Raw genomic sequence first — 18022 nt, 5'->3', positions numbered from 1 at the left:
TCTACACAAGTGGACGATAACGCGGCATAAATGACGCACACTTGCCGGTTACCGGACCCTGCCCTTCGGGTTCGTCATGGAAGCGCTTTACTCTTTGTCACAGACCTTTGACGTAGAATGACTATGCCTGCAGGCCTGTTTCATGATTGAAACGCTTCCATATAGAATAAAAATGATACAGCAAAGGTCAACAGCCCCCAACAATTCGCATTAATCTGCAAATAGCCACTATACTCAGGTAATCATCCGTCGGGAATTAACGTTAACCTCAGTATGCTGGCTCGCCTTTTTCCAATGACACTCCTTGCTCTGGTTGCATTTTGCGATTACGTGAGCGCCGAGCAAACCCAGTATCTGCGTAAAGCGGTTGGAGATGACGCTCGCTACGAATACCGCTGGCTGGATCACGATGGCAAAGCCCGCAGGATTGCTTTTACTTTGCCGCAGAAAACCCTGCAAATGTTGCCTCAGCAACAGTTAAACTACCAACCTGCACTGGCCATGCGGGAAGTGGAAGTCGCCTTACTGAAGGCCGCGCAACAGATTGATCCCAGAGTTGCCCGTTTTTCTCTGGTCAAGCGCCACGATACCTTGTCGTTCACGCTCTCAGGTAAAGATGATGCGCAGCTTGAACAGCTTACTCAATCGCTCAAAGACACCCAAAAGGCCACGTTAGATACCTACCTGGAAGAACGCTATTATCAGCACTACACCACACCTTTGTTGCAAAAAGCAGTAAAACCCAATCACGTCAGATATATTGCTGAAAGTGTCTTTCCACTGATCCCGGCGGCTCAGTCGATTTATGACATAGTGGATGAACAATCCAATGCCCGCTCTTATCTAAATTTGTTATTAAGCTGGGCCCAGGCTATACCCTACGACACCCTGGAAAACAGGATCACTAGCAATGGCTCGGGATTTTCACCACCGCTGGCAATTTTGAATCAAAACAAGGGAGACTGCGATAGCAAAGCGGTACTGGCGGCTGCGCTCATACGCGCATTTTTGCCCGGCAATCCCATGAAACTGGTGCTGTTGCACGATCACGCATTGTTGGCCATCAGTATGACGCCGTTGGCTACGGATGAAACGCTGATGGTAGAGGGGTTGCCTTTTATCCTCTTGGACCCAACCGGTCCGGGGCAATTGAAATTGGGTGAAGTGAGTGATTCAACCCGACAAGGGCTTGCTTCCCGAAACTATATTCTGGAAAACATTCCCTCGTCGGCGCCTCAGTAAACGTTTATATCACAAATGATTTTCGGCAAAATCTGCCAGACGCGAACGCACTACTCCGTCCAGGTTAATGGTGGCACTGCCCGCAAAATCCTTAAATTTTTCCACCAGATAAGTTAAACCGGAGGTTACCGGGCTCAGGTAGTTGCTGTCGATCTGTGCCAGGTTACCGCTACAAATCAGTTTAGTCCCCTCACCACAACGGGTAATGATGGTTTTTAGCTGAGAGGCGGTAAGGTTTTGTGACTCATCCAAAATCACGATCGCATTCTGGATACTGCGCCCGCGCATAAAGTTAATCGACTTAAACTGAATGTTGGCCTTTTCCATGATGTAGTTCATTGAGCCTTTGGTGTTTTCATCATGTTTATGCAACACCTCAAGCGAGTCAGTAATGGCCGCTAACCAGGGTGCCATCTTCTCTTCTTCGGTGCCGGGTAAAAATCCAATAGACTCCGCAATTTCAGGGGTATTCCGGGTAACAATAATCTTGTCGTACATGTTCCGCTCAACCACCATTTCCAGTGCCGCAGCTAACGCCAGCAGTGTTTTACCACTCCCCGCCGGGCCGGTAAGGATCACCAGGTCGATGTGAGGGTCCAGCAACGAATGCAGTGCCATAGCCTGCCCAATATTTTTAGGATTAATTCCCCAGGCGTGACGCGACATTAAGCGCTCGTAGCCCAAATCCAGAATATCCAGGTTGTCACTGGTCATCGACTCAACCAAGCCTGCAAAGTGCTGGGTATCGTCGAGTAGATACTCATTCACATAGGCTTCTGGCAACAAGGAGCGTGGTACAGTATGAATGGTATCGCGACCCTCTGAACGGCTATCCACCGATTTAACCTGCGTCCAGAAGTCGCCCTCAAATTTGTGGTAACCCTTGGTAAGGTATTTGATATCGGTGATCAGCTGATCGGTACGGTAATCTTCAACATGCGCAAGCCCCGCTCCCTTGGCCTTTAACCGCATGTTCAGATCTTTGGTTACCAGCACTACCTGTCTGGGCGCAAAGTTATGCTGCAAATGCAGCGCAACGTTAATGATGCGGTTGTCGTTGGCATCGCTGCTGAAAATTTGCTGCGATTGCTTCATGTTTAAATCAGCATAAATCGACAACGCGCCAGTAGGTCGGTTCTCTCCTGCGCCAATTCCCTCCAGCGGTACACCTTCCAGCAAGTCTTCAGGCGTCGCCTCGCTGAGTAAGTCTTCCATTGCCCGAATACACACCCGCGCATCCCGCGCCACATCTTTCTTGCTGTCTTTTATGTAATCCAGTTCTTCCAGAACGGTCATAGGAACAACAACGTCATTTTCTTTAAAAGAGAGGAAAGCGAGGGGCTCGTGTAGCAGAATGTTGGTATCTAGGACGTAGATTCTTGTGTCTGTATTTGATTTTCTTGGCATCCGTCACTCCAATGAACATAACCAAGCTCGTCTGTACAACGACGCGCTAACAGGGCCAGTATGAACGGAGTTAGGGTGTCGATTCTGACCGTAAAACTCCGCATCACATCGACCTACATTTCCACCATAATCCAGTTTGCTAACTTATTCACTTATTTTCGCGCTAATTTTTTAAAAATTATCTCCTGATGCAGTTATCCCACAGGTTCAATACGCGTAATTCCTGAAGATTGCTATATTGAACAAGACATGCCGCTGTCCGATAAGTACAATACGCCCCCCGTTATAACGGAGTAGTAATTGAGATGAGTTCCGACACACAATTTGCCATTGGTCAACGATGGTTAAGTAACACCGAAACCGACCTGGGCCTGGGTGCCATTATTCGGGTAGATTTTCGCGCCATTGAGGTGCTTTACCCTGCCACGGGTGAAAGCCGTATTTACACAAAAGATAACGCGCCGCTCACCCGTCTGGCGTTTGCGCCGGGCGAGACTGTGAAGTCCCAGGAAGGCTGGAGCCTGTATGTCGAATCAGTTATCGAACAACAAGGTGTGCTGATTTACAAAGGGTTGCGGGAAGATACCAAACAATCGGTGACGCTTGCGGAACCTCATCTTGATCACCATATTCGTCTGAATCAACCGGAAAAGCGTCTGTTTAACTACCAGTTTGACAATCCAAACTGGTTTGATGTTCGCGAAGCGGCTCTGAGCAGCCAGCACCAGCATGCTCAGTCGGATACCATTGGTATGGTGGGCGCTCGCATTGAACTGATCCCGCACCAATTGCACATAGCGTCTGAAGTAGGCCGCCGTCATGCCCCGCGGGTACTGCTGGCCGACGAAGTAGGATTGGGTAAAACCATTGAAGCGGCGCTGATCATCCATCAGCAAATACAAACTGGCCGGGCAGGCAGAGTGCTGATCATTGTACCTGACACCCTCATCCACCAGTGGCTGGTAGAAATGTTGCGTCGGGTAAATTTAGCGTTCGCTATTTACGACGAAAGCCGCTGTGAGGCATTGGCAGAGAGTGAAGAAGGCAGTAATCCCTTCGACAACGACCAGCTCATTCTGTGTGGCTTAAACTGGCTGACACAGCATCCAAAACGCCAGCAACAAATCCAGCAAACCAGCTGGGATTTAATGGTGGTAGACGAAGCTCATCACCTGGCCTGGTCGGCGGATGCGCCTTCCGATGAATATCAGCTGGTTGAACAACTGGCTCAGGCTACTCCGGGTGTATTACTGCTTACCGCCACGCCGGATCAGTTGGGTCACGAAAGTCATTTCGCGCGCTTGCGTCTTCTGGATCCTGCCCGGTTTTACGATTACGCCACCTTCCTGGAAGAAGAATCAAAGTACTCAGCGCTGGCCGATGCTGTTGCACCACTTATCGATGGTGAGCCCCTGTCGGAAGACGCGTTCAATGCATTGCACCAACTGGCACCAGACATTGTGAGTCAGTTCGACGATTTGAACGACACCGCGTCCCGCGACGCACTGTTACATCAGTTAATTGATTGTCACGGTACCGGGCGTTTACTGTTCAGAAACCGTCGCGCCGCTATTGAAGGATTCCCGGGCCGTCAGTTGCATAGTTATGCCCTGCCTCGCCCTGAATGTTACCCGGTTGAAGCCATCGACTCACTGGCTTCTGCCATGTTCCCGGAACGTCAGCCGGGCTTATCCGAGCGTTGGTTGGCAGAAGATCCAAGAGTGAACTGGCTGCTGGACTTCTTACCTTCGGTAAAACCCAGCAAAGTATTACTTATTTGCGCCAGCGCCGCCACTGCTCAGCAACTCGCTGAAACCATTCGCGTAAAAACGGGTATCCGTCAGGCCGTTTTCCACGAAGGGATGAGCATTGTGGACCGCGACAAAGCAGCCCACTACTTCGCCGATCCGGAAGAGGGTGCTCAAATTCTGTTGTGTAGCGAAATCGGCAGTGAAGGCCGCAACTTCCAGTTTGCCCATCACCTGGTATTGTTCGACCTGCCGCTCACTCCGGATCTGCTGGAACAGCGCATTGGTCGATTAGACCGCATCGGACAAACCCAGGATGTACAAATTCATGTGCCGGTAATAGAAAATTCAGCACAAGCCGTGCTGCTGAAGTGGTACCACGAAGGCCTGAATGCGTTTGAACACACCTGCCCAACGGGTGGAAAAGTGTACGAAGACGTAGAGGAGATGTTAGTAACCGCTTGTCTTACCCCAAATGACACGGCGTTAATTGGCACACTGATAAGCCAAAGCCATACACTGAATAGTGAGCTGAAAGCCAAACTCGACGCAGGCAGAGACAAACTGCTAGAAATGAATGCTGCGGGCGTGGGCCGCGTGGATAACCTGCTTGAACAAATCATTGCCCGCGACAGCTCGGCCGACTTGCCCAAGTTCGCCGGCAGACTGTTTGATGCAATCGGTATTGCACAGGAAGAAAAGGGCCAGGATTGCTTTATTCTGCGCCCTACCGAATCCATGATTGGCTATTTACCGGGGCTCGACCCTGAAGGCATGACGGTGACGTACCGTCGCCGTACCGCGACAACGCTTGAAAACGTGCATTTCCTGACCTGGGACCACCCACTCATTCACAACGCCATTGAGTTAGTACTTACCGACGTGCACGGCAAGAGCAGTGTTGGATTTATTGCCGACAAAGAACAGCCAAAAGGCGCGTATTTTGTGGAGACCTTGTTTGTGTTGTCTGGCAAGGCACCAGCGAATTTGCAGTTGGAGCGTTTTTTACCGCCCACACCAATTCGTTTATGCCTGAACATAAAGGGGCAGCATACGGAATTGGAAAATCAGGGGCTGCGCCCGGTGGGTCGCAAAATTGCGCAACAGCTCATTCAGGCGCTCACCGCACAGTTGCAACAGCAGTTAGAGCGCGCCCGTGACCAGGCACATCAGCACGCCAACCATATTCTGCAGGATGCATTGCAGCGCATGCAGCAGTCGTTAGGCAGTGAGGCGCAGCGTCTTCGCGATTTACAGCAGCAGAACCCGGCTATTCGCGACAGTGAAATTACGTTTATTGAGCAGCAAATTGCTGCGCTCACCGACGTATTACAGCGCTGTGACGTACAGTTAGACGCCGTTCGTATACTGGTGAATAACCCGTGAGTGCAAACCCCGACTTTGAATACAATCCGCCGGTTTCACCTTACCTGAGTTTGTTGTACTACGATGACGATATCATCGTAGCCAACAAACCCAGTGGGTTGTTAACCGTTCCCGGCAAAGCCCTCGAACACCGCGACTCTCTGGCTTCACGTATTCAAACGGTGTTTCCCGATGCGCGTATTGTTCATCGGCTCGATATGGCAACGTCGGGGGTGATTGTAATTGCTCAACACAAAGCCAGTCATAAGCATCTTTCCCGACAGTTTGAAACCCGCCACACTACCAAGCGATATTACGCGCGAGTGTTGGGCGTGCCTGTTCAACAATGCGGCGAAGTTAATCTGCCGCTGATATGCGACTGGCCCAATCGCCCCAAACAAATGGTAAGCCATGAACACGGTAAACCGGCGTTAACGCACTATCAGGTAGTGCAACAACTCGCAGACGAAGCGCTGGTAGAGTTGCGCCCGGTTACCGGTCGCTCGCATCAGTTACGGGTACACATGCTGGCATTGGGGCATCCAATTCTTGGCGACCGCCTTTATAGTCCACCCGCGGGACTTGCCAAAGCTAATCGCCTGCAGTTGCACGCCGAATCTTTAATGCTCACTCACCCCACCTACAATGAGCCGATGTGCTTTAGTGCACCGCTGCCGTTTGGCGACTTTACACCCGCACCCTTTCAGGATGTTACAGGTTAACTTTTCATAACCGCTGCCGATACTACTATACTGGTATCAACTTTCCAGACTGAACAACAGATGCGGGTATCTCAGATCACAATCAGCCTAATTGCATTTTGCCTGTGTACATTGGCAAGGCATGCCTGTGGTTCGGTAACAGACGACATCACCCGCTATTTCCCCTCTGAAAAAGTCACCCAACTCGCCGTACTCGACGAGCAGGTGGCAGCGCTCACACTCCCCTCAAAAAGTCCACTCAGCCGGGGCGTGGCGATTGTACTGGTAGACGCGCAGTCTCAGTCGCTTAATCTGGATGGCGGCCTTATACTGGCTGACACCCTTACCGCAAAGGGCTGGCATTGCCTACTCATTCCGGTTGACCGCCCTGCCGTGTTGCCAACTGAAACGCCGGCGATGCCACTAAAGCCCATTGATAACACCACCAGCATGACCGCAGACTATGATAGTTACTACACCAAAGTACTCGGCCGTGTTAACGCCGCCTATAGCTTTGCCCAACAATACCGGGGATATACATTTATCATTGCCGAAGGCATGACCAGCGCCAGCCTTATCGACGCATTCCAACGAGGCGCGTTGGATATGCCCGACACGTTAGTGAGCCTTGGTGCGTTTTGGCCTGAATATGAAAAAAATCAACAACTGATCGCCTGGCTGGCAGAAAGCAGCTATCCGGTACTTGATTTAACTATGCCCATGCTTAGTCAGTGGCAATCCGCCACCGCAGATGCCCGTTTAACGGCTGCCAAAGTGAGCCTGAAAAGACATTACCGCCAGCGCCAGTTGCTCCCCACCGTTGGGCTTGGCAATGCCGGTGCCGGTACATCGATGCCAAACCCGGCAGGGGCCTGGCTTGGTCAGGAAATTTATAGCTGGCTGAGATACTTAGGCTGGTAGTTATTTAATTTCATACCGGCGTTGATAACTTTACGTGTAATTTGCAAAATTCTGCCAATTTTGAACTATACTCACAGAGTGTCGAATTCTTGGATCCGCGGCGTGAGCATTACTCCATTTATTGAAGAAAAGTCCCGTCAGTTGTGTTGCTATTTACACGCTTTCTGGAGCGGTGCACTGGATTATCAGGAGTTGAATTATTTCTTTTGGGACACCCTGGAAGAATGGTCCCTTTACCGATGCGATGATGCCGAGCCCTACTCACACACAGAAAGGGTATTTTGGCACTTACTGCACCAAATACATTACTGGCGCGAAGATCAACTGCTCAACGACGACATTCTGCGTGACGAACTAAAACAATGTGTGCGCTTTTTACAAGGCGGCACCGTGTTTCCGTTTGATTGTATTGGTATCAGGCCTTAATACCAATTCGCATAGAAGTCGTCTGGTTGGTATTCCACATTCACTGCGCCGGTTTCCTTTGCGCATCCCCTGAGTTATTGCTTGCTCACACTGGTTATCCGTGATCCAATAGACTTATCAGTTTACAACGTTGAGGAAGGGATTCGGTGTCCTCCACTTTTGCCACATTTCGCGATAAACGCCTGATCAGTATATTTCTATTTGGTATTGCCAGTGGATTTCCCTGGCTGATGATAGGCTCGGTATTATCTGCCTGGCTAAAAGACGAGTCCCTTTCACGCTCAGCCATCGGCCTGTTCGGCGCCATCTTTGCAGTGTATTCATTCAACTGGCTTTGGGCACCGCTTATCGACAGGGTGAAGCCGTTCTGTCTGGGCCAGCGACGCGGCTGGATTGGGCAGATGCAACTCCTCATCATTGGATTCTGCGCGTGGATGTCGACACTCAATGCCCAGACAGATTTATTTTTGATTGCACTGTGTGGTTTGTTAATTGCCATTGCGTCTGCCACCCAGGATATTGCTATTGATGCTTATCGTATTGACGTGATTGGCGAACAGGAAAAAGCCACCATGTCGGCAGCGTCCTCATTGGCAACAGCAGGATGGTGGACCGGTTATGGTGGACTTGGCGCTATTCCCTTTCTGCTGGCAGATCTGCCGGGCTGGCACTGGCAGGCAATCTACCAGGTACTGGCCGCCATTATGGCGTTGTGCTTTTTGGCCACACTTCTTGCAAGCGAACCCGACATCGACCGTGAAGCGTTATTACAGGATGCTAAAGCACGTTACAGCAATTTACTGGGCAACGCACAATCGGTAACCAGTGCTTTATCTGCCTGGTTACTGATCACGCTGGTAGAACCATTCAGGGAGTTCTTTCAGCGCAGTGGTGCCCGTCTGGCACTCAAGCTGCTGTGCTTTATTTTCCTTTTCAAAATTGGCGAGGCTTTCCTTGGACGCATGAGTATTGTGTTTTACAAAGAGCTGGGATTTAGCAATACCGATATCGGTACTTACTCAAAGTTACTCAACTGGTGGGTTACGATTATCTTTTCAGTACTGGGCGGCATGGTGAACATTCGCTACGGCATTTTTAAAGGGCTGCTGATAGCAGGGATTGCAATGGCTGCCAGTAATCTGTTGTTCGCACTGATGGCAGTGGTTGGCCCACATAAAGGCTGGTTTGTAGTAACCATCGTTCTGGATGGGTTTACTTCTGCATGGAGTACGGTAGCCATGGTGGCGTTTATTTCCCTGCTGTGCAACCGGGCTTTTTCTGCAACGCAATACGCGCTGATGGCGTCACTCAGTGTTCTGAGCCGCACATTACTTGCTTCAGGTAGCGGAATGTTAGTTGATGGATTAGGGGGGAATTGGGCGCTGTTTTTTGTGATCACGGCACTTATGGTGATCCCAAGCCTGATTATTCTTACGTCACTAAAAGACAAAATTGCAGAGGTAGAAACATCGCGATAAGGGTATTCGCCTTATCGCGTTTTGTATTTGTGTTACAGCGTTACCGCCTGGTTACGGCCGCCTTCTTTGGCTTTGTACAGCGCTTGGTCTGCGCGGTCGAGCCATTGCATTTCGTTGGCGAACGAGTCGTTGAATTCAGCTAAGCCCAGACTTACTGTAAACCTTATCTGCTGGCCTTCGTGTTCCACTACGGTATTTTCTGCCGCACGGCGTATACGCTCAGCGACTAGCAACGCATCGGCCAGCTTGGCATCAGCTAGTATCACGGCAAACTCTTCACCGCCATAGCGACCGGCTAAATCGGTTTCGCGTACACATTGCTTTATCACATTTGCCAGCGCCTGGATAACTTTGTCACCCGCCTGGTGCCCGTAGGTATCGTTTACCGATTTGAAATGATCGATATCCAGCATGATCGCGGTCTCTAGGGCACCGCGTCGACGCGCCAGTTTAAACTGCTTCTCAAAGCGTTCCTGCCAGTATCTGCGGTTGTACAATCCGGTTAACCCGTCTAAACGACTGACGTTAGTGAGTTTTTCATTCAAACCTTCAATGTGCAAACGCCCTGTGGCCTGGTCGGTTACATCATACACCAGCATACACAAGCGCTCTATTTTTCCCGTTAACGACGACAGCGGGAATAACGTCACATTCTGGTACATAAAGTCCAGCTCTGACGTTATGGGACGATTACAACCAAATTTAAATAAATAAGGACGTTGTTCCCAAATCAGAAATACCGGTGTTTTCAAATCAAATACAGGCCCGGCTTTTAGTTTTAACCAGTCGGCACTGATCTCCGGAAAACTGTCGAACAAACAGGTACCCACAATTTGGCTGGGGCGCAGGTTGCTGTGGTTTTCCATAAACTGGTTCCACACTTCCACCTTAAACTCGCGATCCAACACCACAATACCCACTTCCAGCGAGCTGAGCAGATCGTGCATCCAGTGTTGTCGGCTTAGTTCTTCTATAACGTCAGCGGTCACGGTTTACTCCTCAAAATCAACCAGTCTAGAGTAAATGCGTTCCATTGACGTATCAGGGAACAGCAGTAACAAATCAAAGTGTATGTTCTTATTCTTAATCGCATAACCAATTTCAATTGCCATAATGCGTTGCCACCGCTGCTTAGTGGTGGTTAGCATACTATCGAGATCGCGGTTACGTCCCAGGATAATAGGAGAACTATGGCTGAAGGTCACATTGAGCTGATCAGATAGCGCGTTTAAACAGGCACCAATCAGAATATTGGAAATATCCATCAGCGCTTCCAGTTGGGCTGGCGCGGTACTTAACTGGTCGTAATTGAGTAACTGAATGATGTTGTCAAAATCAGTATCGTTAAAAATCACCAGCGCTTCGCCGTTAATCCCTGCACTCACAAAACCTTTTGATACCGCCGACACGCTGTTATTGCGGTTTACTTCCGCAATCGCCATGTGAAGCTCGTTATTTTCAATCACGTTCACATTGGGAATGGGCAGATCAATAAACTCGCCTAACAGCCTGGCCAGGTTTTCACCTGCGCGTCCCATGGCTACGTTTACCATTTCACGGTAAGCGTCAAATTTATCGTTTTCACTATTGGTAGAGAGTACGTTTACTTTTTTACGCTTTTCAGCGTTGCCGTCACCGGTGTAAATGCCGTACTGTTTCAGGAGTGTGATGAGTTTTTCGTTGTCGATTGGCTTGCGTATGAAGTCCAGTGCGCCCATTGCCAGCATTCGGGTGCGCGCTTCTTCCTGCACGTCACCAGACACTACAATAACCAAACAGGGTAGATCTTCCCGGCGAATTATATCCATGGTCTCATAACCATCCATCACCGGCATGTTGAGATCCAAAAACATCACGTCGCCTTTACCGGCGCGAATTTGCTCTAATGCCTGCTGACCGTGCTCCGCATAATGGATTTCGATATCCCAGCCGTCCGGAATGGAACGGGCCATTTGCTTTCGCGCAAAGCCCGAATCGTCGCAGATTAATACATTTGTTTTGCTCATTCCCTCAAGCCTTAAATTGCGACAGGCGCCTTAATGTGTGGATGGGCCTGATAGTTTTCCAACGTAAAGTCTTCGTAGGTAAAACCAAAAATGTCTTTGACTTCAGGGTTAATTCGCATAGTTGGGCGCGCAAATGGCTCCCGACTTAACTGCAATTCGGTTTGTTCCAGGTGGTTCAAATAAAGATGCGCATCGCCCAGTGTGTGAATAAACTCACCGGGCTGCAGGTCGCAAACCTGGGCCACCATCAGTGTTAACAGCGCATAGCTGGCAATATTGAATGGCACACCCAAAAAGACATCGCCACTGCGCTGATATAACTGACAAGACAGTTTTCCTTCCAGCACATAAAACTGGAATAACGTGTGGCAAGGCGGCAACGCCTGTTTGCCATTGGCGGCGTTTTCTTTAGGTGACACGGTGGTGTCGGGCAATACGGCCGGATTCCATGCACTTACAATCAATCGACGTGAATCGGGATTGGTTTTGATTTGCTGTATTACATCACTGATTTGGTCGATAACCTGACCGTCCGCACCCGTCCAGCTGCGCCACTGATGGCCATAAACCGGCCCTAATTCGCCTTCGTCGGTAGCCCATTCATCCCAAATGGATACACCGTGCTCCTTGAGGTAAGCGATATTAGTCTCACCTTTTAAGAACCACAGTAATTCGTGGATGATAGATCGCAGGTGGCACTTTTTGGTAGTGACAAGCGGAAAGCCCTCAGCCAAATCAAAGCGCATTTGATAGCCAAATACACTGATTGTGCCCGTGCCGGTGCGATCTTCTTTTTTTACACCATGATCACGGACATGGCGCATCAATGCTAAATACTCTTTCATAATACAGATGTGTTCTAGTTTTGTTTTGCCTGTTTTGCAGGGACGCTGTTACTGCGATAAGCCCGCACCATCAGGAACAGTCCTGCGATAATCATGGGCAGGCATAGCAACTGCCCCTGACTCAATCCTACCTGGTATAAACCGATGTGCGCATCGGGCTCCCTGAAATACTCTACAATGAATCTAAACGTACCATATCCGACCAGAAACAAACCACCTACAGCTCCAGTTGGGCGAGGTTTGGCCGAATACAGCCAAAGAATGATAAACAGTAATACGCCTTCCAGTGCAAACTCGTACAACTGAGAGGGATGACGCGGCTCTGGCCCGGCGCCGGGAAAAACAAATGCCCAGGGCACATCGGTTGGACGCCCCCACAATTCGGCGTTCAGAAAATTACCAATCCGTCCTGCGCCTAAGCCAATAGGGACGAGTGGTGCAATAAAATCCCCTACTTGCAGCAATGAGCTGTTTAAGCGTTTAGCCTGCCATACCATAGCGGCAATAACCCCTAGCAAGCCACCGTGGAACGACATACCACCCGTCCAAATTTTAAATAAGTAGGTGGGGTCGGCAATAAACATGCCCCATTGGTAGAAAAACACATAACCCAAACGGCCACCAATGATCACGCCAACAAAGCCCCAAAACAGGAGATCGCTTAACTGCTCCTGATCCCAAGGCGACTGTGGAAGGCGTTTCCTGGCCAGCAGATAAGCGGCAATAAATCCCACCAGATACATCATGCCATACCAGCGGACACTCAACGGCCCAAGGCTTACGATCACCGGATCAATATTTGGAAACACCAGATATTCTGTTCCAACCATGCAACTATTCCATTCCCATAATCATGCGGATACTTACTAAGACCAGTATGCCTGCTAAAATCTTTTTTAATAAATCGGTAGGCAGTGTTTGCCCTAATCTGGCGCCATATCCAGCTGTAAACACAGACGTTGCCATAATGCCAGCGCCTGCTGGCAAATACACATACCCCAGCGCCCACTCCGGCAACTGTGGTAGCCCCCAGCCGGCCAGAATAAAACTACTGGTTCCAAACAGGGCGATGACCAAACCACTTAACGCAGCACAACCAATTGCCTGTCGCATTGGCACCTGAAACCACACCAGAGCAGGTACCAACAGTGCACCACCACCAATGCCCATTAATGCCGATATTACGCCGGCAACCAGTCCTACCACTATAAAAATCAACGGTGTTGCGGAAAAACGCGAGGCTTGCCGCTTTCCAAATACCATTTGTGCAGCAATCACAATTACCAACACAGCGAATACTTTCTGTAACAGTGCGGCTGGCATCAAACTGGCTATTTGCGCCCCAATGACAGCGCCAAACGCAATGCCTGAACCACACCAGAGGATTACACGGGGAACGATATTCCCTAACTGGTAATGCGCTCTGGCTGAAAAGAAACCCGTCACAATAATAGTGAATAAAGACGTCGCAATGGCCATCGGCATGGCAAGTTGCACATCGATATTTCCCACGCCGGTCAACAATGCAGAGAGTACCGGCACAATGATCAATCCACCGCCAATCCCCAGCATACCGGCCAGCGTACCGGTAACCATACCCAGCGCCATACAACTTAAAAATATTATGATTAGCGCATCCACCAGCTCACTCCTGCTTTTTCGGCGCCAAGCATACCACACTTCGTTATACGAGTTGTGTCAGTTTTTTAACACATCCTGCCAACTTTTTGTCGCTGCGAATCTTGAATTTAAATGCGGGAATGCAGGGTAAGGCGTTAAGTTAAGAGCCCGCGCGAACCAGGCCCCCTAATCCGCGTTTTTCCAGGTACTGATTGATATGGTGATACACTTCTTCGTAGCTATCGGAGGTCAACGCCCGAGATAATAAAGCTTGTGCCTCAGACAGATTGACGTTGCGGATCACCCAGTTAATTTTGCGCAGGTTGAATGCGTTCATACTGAGCTTGCGGTAGCCCATACCCATTAGCAGCACAGCGCCACCGGGCTCACCGGCAATTTCGCCGCAAATCGATACAGGCACATGATGCTGATCGGCTTGCTTTACAATGTCGAACAGTGCAGACAATACCGCCGGGTGATAAGTGTTGTACAAACTGGCTACACGGCTGTTATTGCGATCAACGGCTAACAGATACTGGGTAAGGTCGTTGCTGCCTACTGAAAAAAAATCCACTTTTTTTGCCAGTTGTGGCAACTGATAAAGCACCGATGGCACTTCCAGCATTATACCCAGACGTGGGCGATAAAGGGTAACGCCCTGATGCCGGGCTTCTTCTTCCACTTCGAAAAATGCCTGCTCTACCAGCCGACGGGCTTCGTTGACCTCAGCGACGCTGGAAATCATTGGCAGCATGATACTGAGGTTTTTCAGACCAATGCTGGCGCGTAGCATGGCTCGAATTTGAACAAGAAATATCTCTGGGTGATCCAATGTTAAGCGAATCCCCCGCCATCCTAAAAACGGATTCTCTTCAGTGATGGGGAAATACGGTAAAGGCTTATCCCCACCCACATCGAGTGTTCGCATGGCAATTTCGCTGTCTGGGGCGCTTTCCAGTATTTTGCGATACAGCACCACCTGCTCACTTTCCGATGGGAAACGCTCGCGCAGCATAAACGGGATCTCGGTGCGGTACAAACCGATACCAATTGGCTTAGACGACGTCGTAGCAGTCTCTAGCTCTGTAGACAAACCGGCATTCACCATCAGTGAAATTTCGCAGCCATCTAATGTTTCACAGGCTTTGTCTGCTTCGCTATCGATGCGGACAGACAGTAAACGTTCTTCTTCAATTAACTGGCTAAACTCTGCCCGAATCGCTTTTTCCGGCGATACGATCACTTCTCCGGCATAACCATCGAGCAGTATTTCTTTGTGTTCTAACAGCGTGGGAGAGACGTTTTGGCACCCCATCACCGCAGGCACGCCCATCGCTCTTGCCAGAATGGCAGCATGGGAGTTGTTGGAACCTTTTATCGAAATAATACCGGCGAGTATTGCTTTGGGGAATTCTGCCAGCATAGGGGCCGACACTTCTTCAGCAACCAGAATACAAGGTTGTTGAGGTCGGTCGCGTTCGAATACAGACTTACCTTTTACTTCAGACAGAATATTCAGCAGGATCCGGTTCGACAAATCCACAATATCGATGGCCCGCTCTTGCATATACGGATCTTCCATCGCCTCAAAACGCGCAGCATAAGCTTCTACAACCAACTTCAGTGACGAGGCCGCATCCCATCCTTCGCGGATTTTTGCCTCCACTTCGCGTCCCAGGCTGTTGGCATCAAGCAGTTGGTGATACAACTGAAAAATAGCCCGGACATCATCAGGCACCTGCCCTTCGAGGCGGTCAGACAACACTTCCACCTGCGCACGGGTCGCTTCAACCCCTTTGCGGTAAAAGTCGATTTCGCGCTGATTATTGGTACTTTGCTTTACTACCCAGGTCTTCAGAGTATACGCGGCATGCGGTGAATACCCCACTCCCATGGCAAGACCTGGCGAGCCTGGTACACCCCTGACGTTTTTTTGCATGTTGCCAACATACATACCGGCGTGAGGGTTCAGTGCACCACGGGTTTCCGCATTGGAAATTTCCAGTGCAATTTGCGCAGCCAGCGTAACCAGAAAAGCTTCTTCGTCTTCGCTGAATTTGCGCATGGCACTTTGCTGCATGGTAATAACACCCAGCACTTTGCGCTGGTGAATAATAGGGGTACCCAAGAAAGCGTTATAGTGCTCTTCCTTTACTTCAGGATAGTGCTTAAAACGCGGGTGTTGGTGGGCGTTTTCAATATTCAGTGGTTCTTCGCGCTGTCCGACCAGCCCGATAAGCCCCTCTGAAAAACCAATTTTTACCCGTTCCACCGCATCACGAGCCAGACCGTCAGTCGCCTTTAATATAAATTCCTGATGAGTGTAATCGGCAAGGTAAATGGAGCAGGAATCCACCTGCATGGTTTCTTTTACTCTGGCGGCGAGACGAAACAAGGCATCGGTTAACCTGGGTATCTGGTTAACCTCCTGAACAATGCTTTTTAGGACAGTAAGGATACTGCCTTTTCCACCTTGCATTCCCGCCACAAAATTCCTCTAGCCGCGACGACGACGGCGATTTTGCTTAGACTGATTTACATTGCGGGGCTGCATACTCATCACCGTGCCGGAAAATTCCTTCATCACACGACGGTACACATCCCGTTTAAACGACACAACATTGCGTATCGGATACCAGTAACTCACCCAGCGCCAGTCATCAAACTCCGGGTGACCCGTTTTTAGCACATCGACTTCTTTTTCATGACATTCGAGTTGCAATAAAAACCATTTCTGCTTTTGTCCGATACAAACAGGATTACTGCCTTGGCGAATTAACCGCTTGGGCAGCTTATATCTCACCCAGTTACGCGTCACATTCATAATGCTTACGTCTTTGGGTGTGAGCCCAACTTCCTCATTAAGCTCACGATACATTGCCTGCTCTACAGTTTCCCCTTCATCTATTCCGCCTTGAGGAAACTGCCATGAATGCTGACCATAACGCCTTGCCCAAAATACTTGACCCATTTTGTTGCAAATCACTATGCCCACATTCGCACGGAATCCATCGGTATCTATCACTCAGACTCCCGGGCACTTTACATTTTTATGTGATAGCATTCTTTCACAATCCTTTGCGCATTCAAAGTATTAAAAACATTCTGATAACACCTTGCATTTTGGGGCCCGCTCAGCGGTCTTCAGTTTGCAGAATAAGAGGTAGCGGGTTTGCGAGTACCCACAAGTGCACCGCGCGATATTACTGAGCTGGCGTCCAGGGCTGCATGTATTGCCGGTCTTAGCCTGGGTGAGTTGGCCGCCATGGCAAACATTGTATTGCCCGCCGATTTTAAGCGGCAAAAAGGCTGGACCGGGCAACTTATCGAGTTATGGCTTGGCGCAACTGCAGGCTCCAAACCCACACAGGACTTTCCTGATTTAGGTGTTGAGCTGAAAACCTTGCCCATTGATGCCAATGGGATGCCGCTGGAAACTACCTACGTATGCTATGCCCCCTTAATTCCTGTACCCATGATGACCTGGGAACGGAGCAATGTGCGCAATAAGTTGCAATGCGTAATGTGGGTACCCGTGGAAGGCCAGCGCGACATTCCCATTCCTGAGCGCCGGATTGCCACGCCGTTTATCTGGCACCCGTCAGCGCAACAATCTCAGCAGTTACAGCACGACTGGGAACTGTTAACGGAATTCATCGCATTAGGCCAGGTAGAGTCAGTAACCGCTCGGCACGGTGATTACATGCAGCTGCGCCCTAAGGCCGCCAGCGGCAAAGTGCTCACCGATGCATTGGGGCCAGAAGGCCAGCGTATCAAAACCCGCCCCCGAGGTTTTTATTTGCGCAAGCAGTTTACCCACGCGATTTTACAGCAGCATTTTGGCCACTATTGACCTGTATCAAGCAGGGGCAGTTTAGGCTTTGCATATTCGTTTAAGCTTATATAAAGTCATCGGCAAACCAGCAACCCTAATTGCAACGCTGAGGAATTCGCCATGGCACTGTTAATTACCGACGACTGTATAAACTGCGATATGTGTCCCACTGAATGCCCGAATGAGGCTATTAGCATGGGCGCAGAGATTTATCAGATAAACCCATCACTGTGCACCGAATGTGTGGGGCATTACGATGAGCCAAGTTGTGTGGCTGTGTGTCCCATTGAGTGTATTGTGACCGACCCTGATCACAAAGAAAGTCTGGATGCCCTGGCAGAAAAATACGCCGCTATGTATGCGTAATTGCCGAACGGATCGCCGAATGGATTGCCGAATGAATGCCGTTAGCAGCACTAACGATTGCG

The 18022-nt window shown here is 49.8% G+C and carries 16 protein-coding genes; 8 read left to right on the top strand and 8 right to left on the bottom strand.

From position 1 onward, the window contains the following. The first annotated feature begins 294 nt into the window (after window positions 1-294). A complete protein-coding gene (locus tag FJ444_RS17645) occupies window positions 295-1242 on the top strand; it encodes a hypothetical protein (protein ID WP_140960540.1) in 948 nt (315 codons plus the stop codon). A gap of 9 nt (window positions 1243-1251) precedes the next feature. Here FJ444_RS17645 and FJ444_RS17640 read toward each other — a convergent pair whose 3' ends face one another. After that, on the bottom strand, window positions 1252-2649 hold the full coding sequence (locus FJ444_RS17640) for a PhoH family protein (protein ID WP_140960539.1): 1398 nt from the start codon (window positions 2647-2649) through the stop codon (window positions 1252-1254). Between the two features lie 305 nt (window positions 2650-2954). Here FJ444_RS17640 and rapA point away from each other — a divergent pair, with 305 nt between their 5' ends. From rapA to FJ444_RS17615, 5 genes are all read left to right on the top strand, one after another. Further along, window positions 2955-5783, top strand: coding sequence for an RNA polymerase-associated protein RapA (gene rapA / locus FJ444_RS17635; protein ID WP_140960537.1), 2829 nt, complete (start codon window positions 2955-2957; stop codon window positions 5781-5783). Further along, complete coding sequence (gene rluA / locus FJ444_RS17630; protein WP_140960535.1) at window positions 5780-6484, top strand: bifunctional tRNA pseudouridine(32) synthase/23S rRNA pseudouridine(746) synthase RluA; 705 nt, start codon at window positions 5780-5782, stop codon at window positions 6482-6484. The genes rapA and rluA overlap by 4 nt, the downstream gene beginning before the upstream one ends. 60 nt (window positions 6485-6544) lie before the next feature. Then, on the top strand, window positions 6545-7384 hold the full coding sequence (locus FJ444_RS17625) for a DUF3530 family protein (RefSeq protein WP_140960533.1): 840 nt from the start codon (window positions 6545-6547) through the stop codon (window positions 7382-7384). Between the two features lie 102 nt (window positions 7385-7486). Further along, window positions 7487-7810 (top strand): hypothetical protein, encoded by a 324-nt coding sequence (locus tag FJ444_RS17620; protein ID WP_140960531.1) that lies wholly within the window; start codon window positions 7487-7489, stop codon window positions 7808-7810. Window positions 7811-7956: 146 nt separating this feature from the next. After that, a complete protein-coding gene (locus FJ444_RS17615) occupies window positions 7957-9288 on the top strand; it encodes an MFS transporter (protein ID WP_255439290.1) in 1332 nt (443 codons plus the stop codon). A 32-nt stretch (window positions 9289-9320) separates the two neighbouring features. Here FJ444_RS17615 and FJ444_RS17610 read toward each other — a convergent pair whose 3' ends face one another. From FJ444_RS17610 to rppH, 7 genes are all read right to left on the bottom strand, one after another. Then, window positions 9321-10235 carry a sensor domain-containing diguanylate cyclase gene (locus FJ444_RS17610; protein ID WP_140960662.1) on the bottom strand — a complete coding sequence of 305 codons (915 nt, stop codon included), beginning with the start codon at window positions 10233-10235 and terminating at the stop codon, window positions 9321-9323. A 45-nt stretch (window positions 10236-10280) separates the two neighbouring features. After that, on the bottom strand, window positions 10281-11294 hold the full coding sequence (locus tag FJ444_RS17605) for a response regulator (RefSeq protein ID WP_140960529.1): 1014 nt from the start codon (window positions 11292-11294) through the stop codon (window positions 10281-10283). Window positions 11295-11305: 11 nt separating this feature from the next. Beyond that, a complete protein-coding gene (locus FJ444_RS17600) occupies window positions 11306-12139 on the bottom strand; it encodes a thymidylate synthase (RefSeq protein WP_140960527.1) in 834 nt (277 codons plus the stop codon). 14 nt (window positions 12140-12153) lie between these two features. Further along, entirely contained in the window at window positions 12154-12969 is an 816-nt protein-coding gene (gene lgt, locus FJ444_RS17595; protein WP_140960525.1) for a prolipoprotein diacylglyceryl transferase, read from the bottom strand. Window positions 12970-12973: 4 nt separating this feature from the next. Continuing rightward, window positions 12974-13780: a sulfite exporter TauE/SafE family protein gene (locus tag FJ444_RS17590; protein ID WP_140960523.1), complete on the bottom strand. Its 807-nt coding sequence runs from the start codon at window positions 13778-13780 to the stop codon at window positions 12974-12976. A 139-nt stretch (window positions 13781-13919) separates the two neighbouring features. Next, window positions 13920-16238: a phosphoenolpyruvate--protein phosphotransferase gene (gene ptsP / locus FJ444_RS17585; protein ID WP_255439300.1), complete on the bottom strand. Its 2319-nt coding sequence runs from the start codon at window positions 16236-16238 to the stop codon at window positions 13920-13922. Window positions 16239-16256: 18 nt separating this feature from the next. Then, window positions 16257-16784 (bottom strand): RNA pyrophosphohydrolase, encoded by a 528-nt coding sequence (gene rppH, locus FJ444_RS17580; protein WP_140960521.1) that lies wholly within the window; start codon window positions 16782-16784, stop codon window positions 16257-16259. 147 nt (window positions 16785-16931) lie between these two features. On the opposite strand from rppH, the gene mutH reads away from it, so the two are divergent. Both mutH and FJ444_RS17570 read left to right on the top strand, forming a co-directional pair. Continuing rightward, window positions 16932-17612, top strand: coding sequence for a DNA mismatch repair endonuclease MutH (gene mutH / locus FJ444_RS17575; RefSeq protein WP_140960519.1), 681 nt, complete (start codon window positions 16932-16934; stop codon window positions 17610-17612). Between the two features lie 102 nt (window positions 17613-17714). Then, on the top strand, window positions 17715-17960 hold the full coding sequence (locus tag FJ444_RS17570; RefSeq protein WP_140960517.1) for a YfhL family 4Fe-4S dicluster ferredoxin: 246 nt from the start codon (window positions 17715-17717) through the stop codon (window positions 17958-17960). Window positions 17961-18022: the final 62 nt, after the last annotated feature.

The sequence above is a fragment of the Aestuariibacter sp. GS-14 genome, from assembly GCF_006494365.1.
GTDB lineage: Bacteria > Pseudomonadota > Gammaproteobacteria > Enterobacterales > Alteromonadaceae > Alteromonas > Alteromonas mangrovi.
This window is presented reverse-complemented; position numbering and strand designations above follow the sequence as displayed.

Bases quoted from the DNA above. Each gene is read 5' to 3' on its own strand.
- FJ444_RS17645 (WP_140960540.1), top strand. From the start codon at position 295: ATGACACTCCTTGCTCTGGTTGCATTTTGCGATTACGTGAGCGCCGAG.
- FJ444_RS17640 (WP_140960539.1), bottom strand. From the start codon at position 2,649: ATGCCAAGAAAATCAAATACAGACACAAGAATCTACGTCCTAGATACC.
- rapA (WP_140960537.1), top strand. From the start codon at position 2,955: ATGAGTTCCGACACACAATTTGCCATTGGTCAACGATGGTTAAGTAAC.
- FJ444_RS17625 (WP_140960533.1), top strand. From the start codon at position 6,545: ATGCGGGTATCTCAGATCACAATCAGCCTAATTGCATTTTGCCTGTGT.
- FJ444_RS17610 (WP_140960662.1), bottom strand. From the start codon at position 10,235: ATGCACGATCTGCTCAGCTCGCTGGAAGTGGGTATTGTGGTGTTGGAT.
- FJ444_RS17605 (WP_140960529.1), bottom strand. From the start codon at position 11,294: ATGAGCAAAACAAATGTATTAATCTGCGACGATTCGGGCTTTGCGCGA.
- FJ444_RS17600 (WP_140960527.1), bottom strand. From the start codon at position 12,139: ATGAAAGAGTATTTAGCATTGATGCGCCATGTCCGTGATCATGGTGTA.
- lgt (WP_140960525.1), bottom strand. From the start codon at position 12,969: ATGGTTGGAACAGAATATCTGGTGTTTCCAAATATTGATCCGGTGATC.
- ptsP (WP_255439300.1), bottom strand. From the start codon at position 16,238: ATGCAAGGTGGAAAAGGCAGTATCCTTACTGTCCTAAAAAGCATTGTT.
- FJ444_RS17570 (WP_140960517.1), top strand. From the start codon at position 17,715: ATGGCACTGTTAATTACCGACGACTGTATAAACTGCGATATGTGTCCC.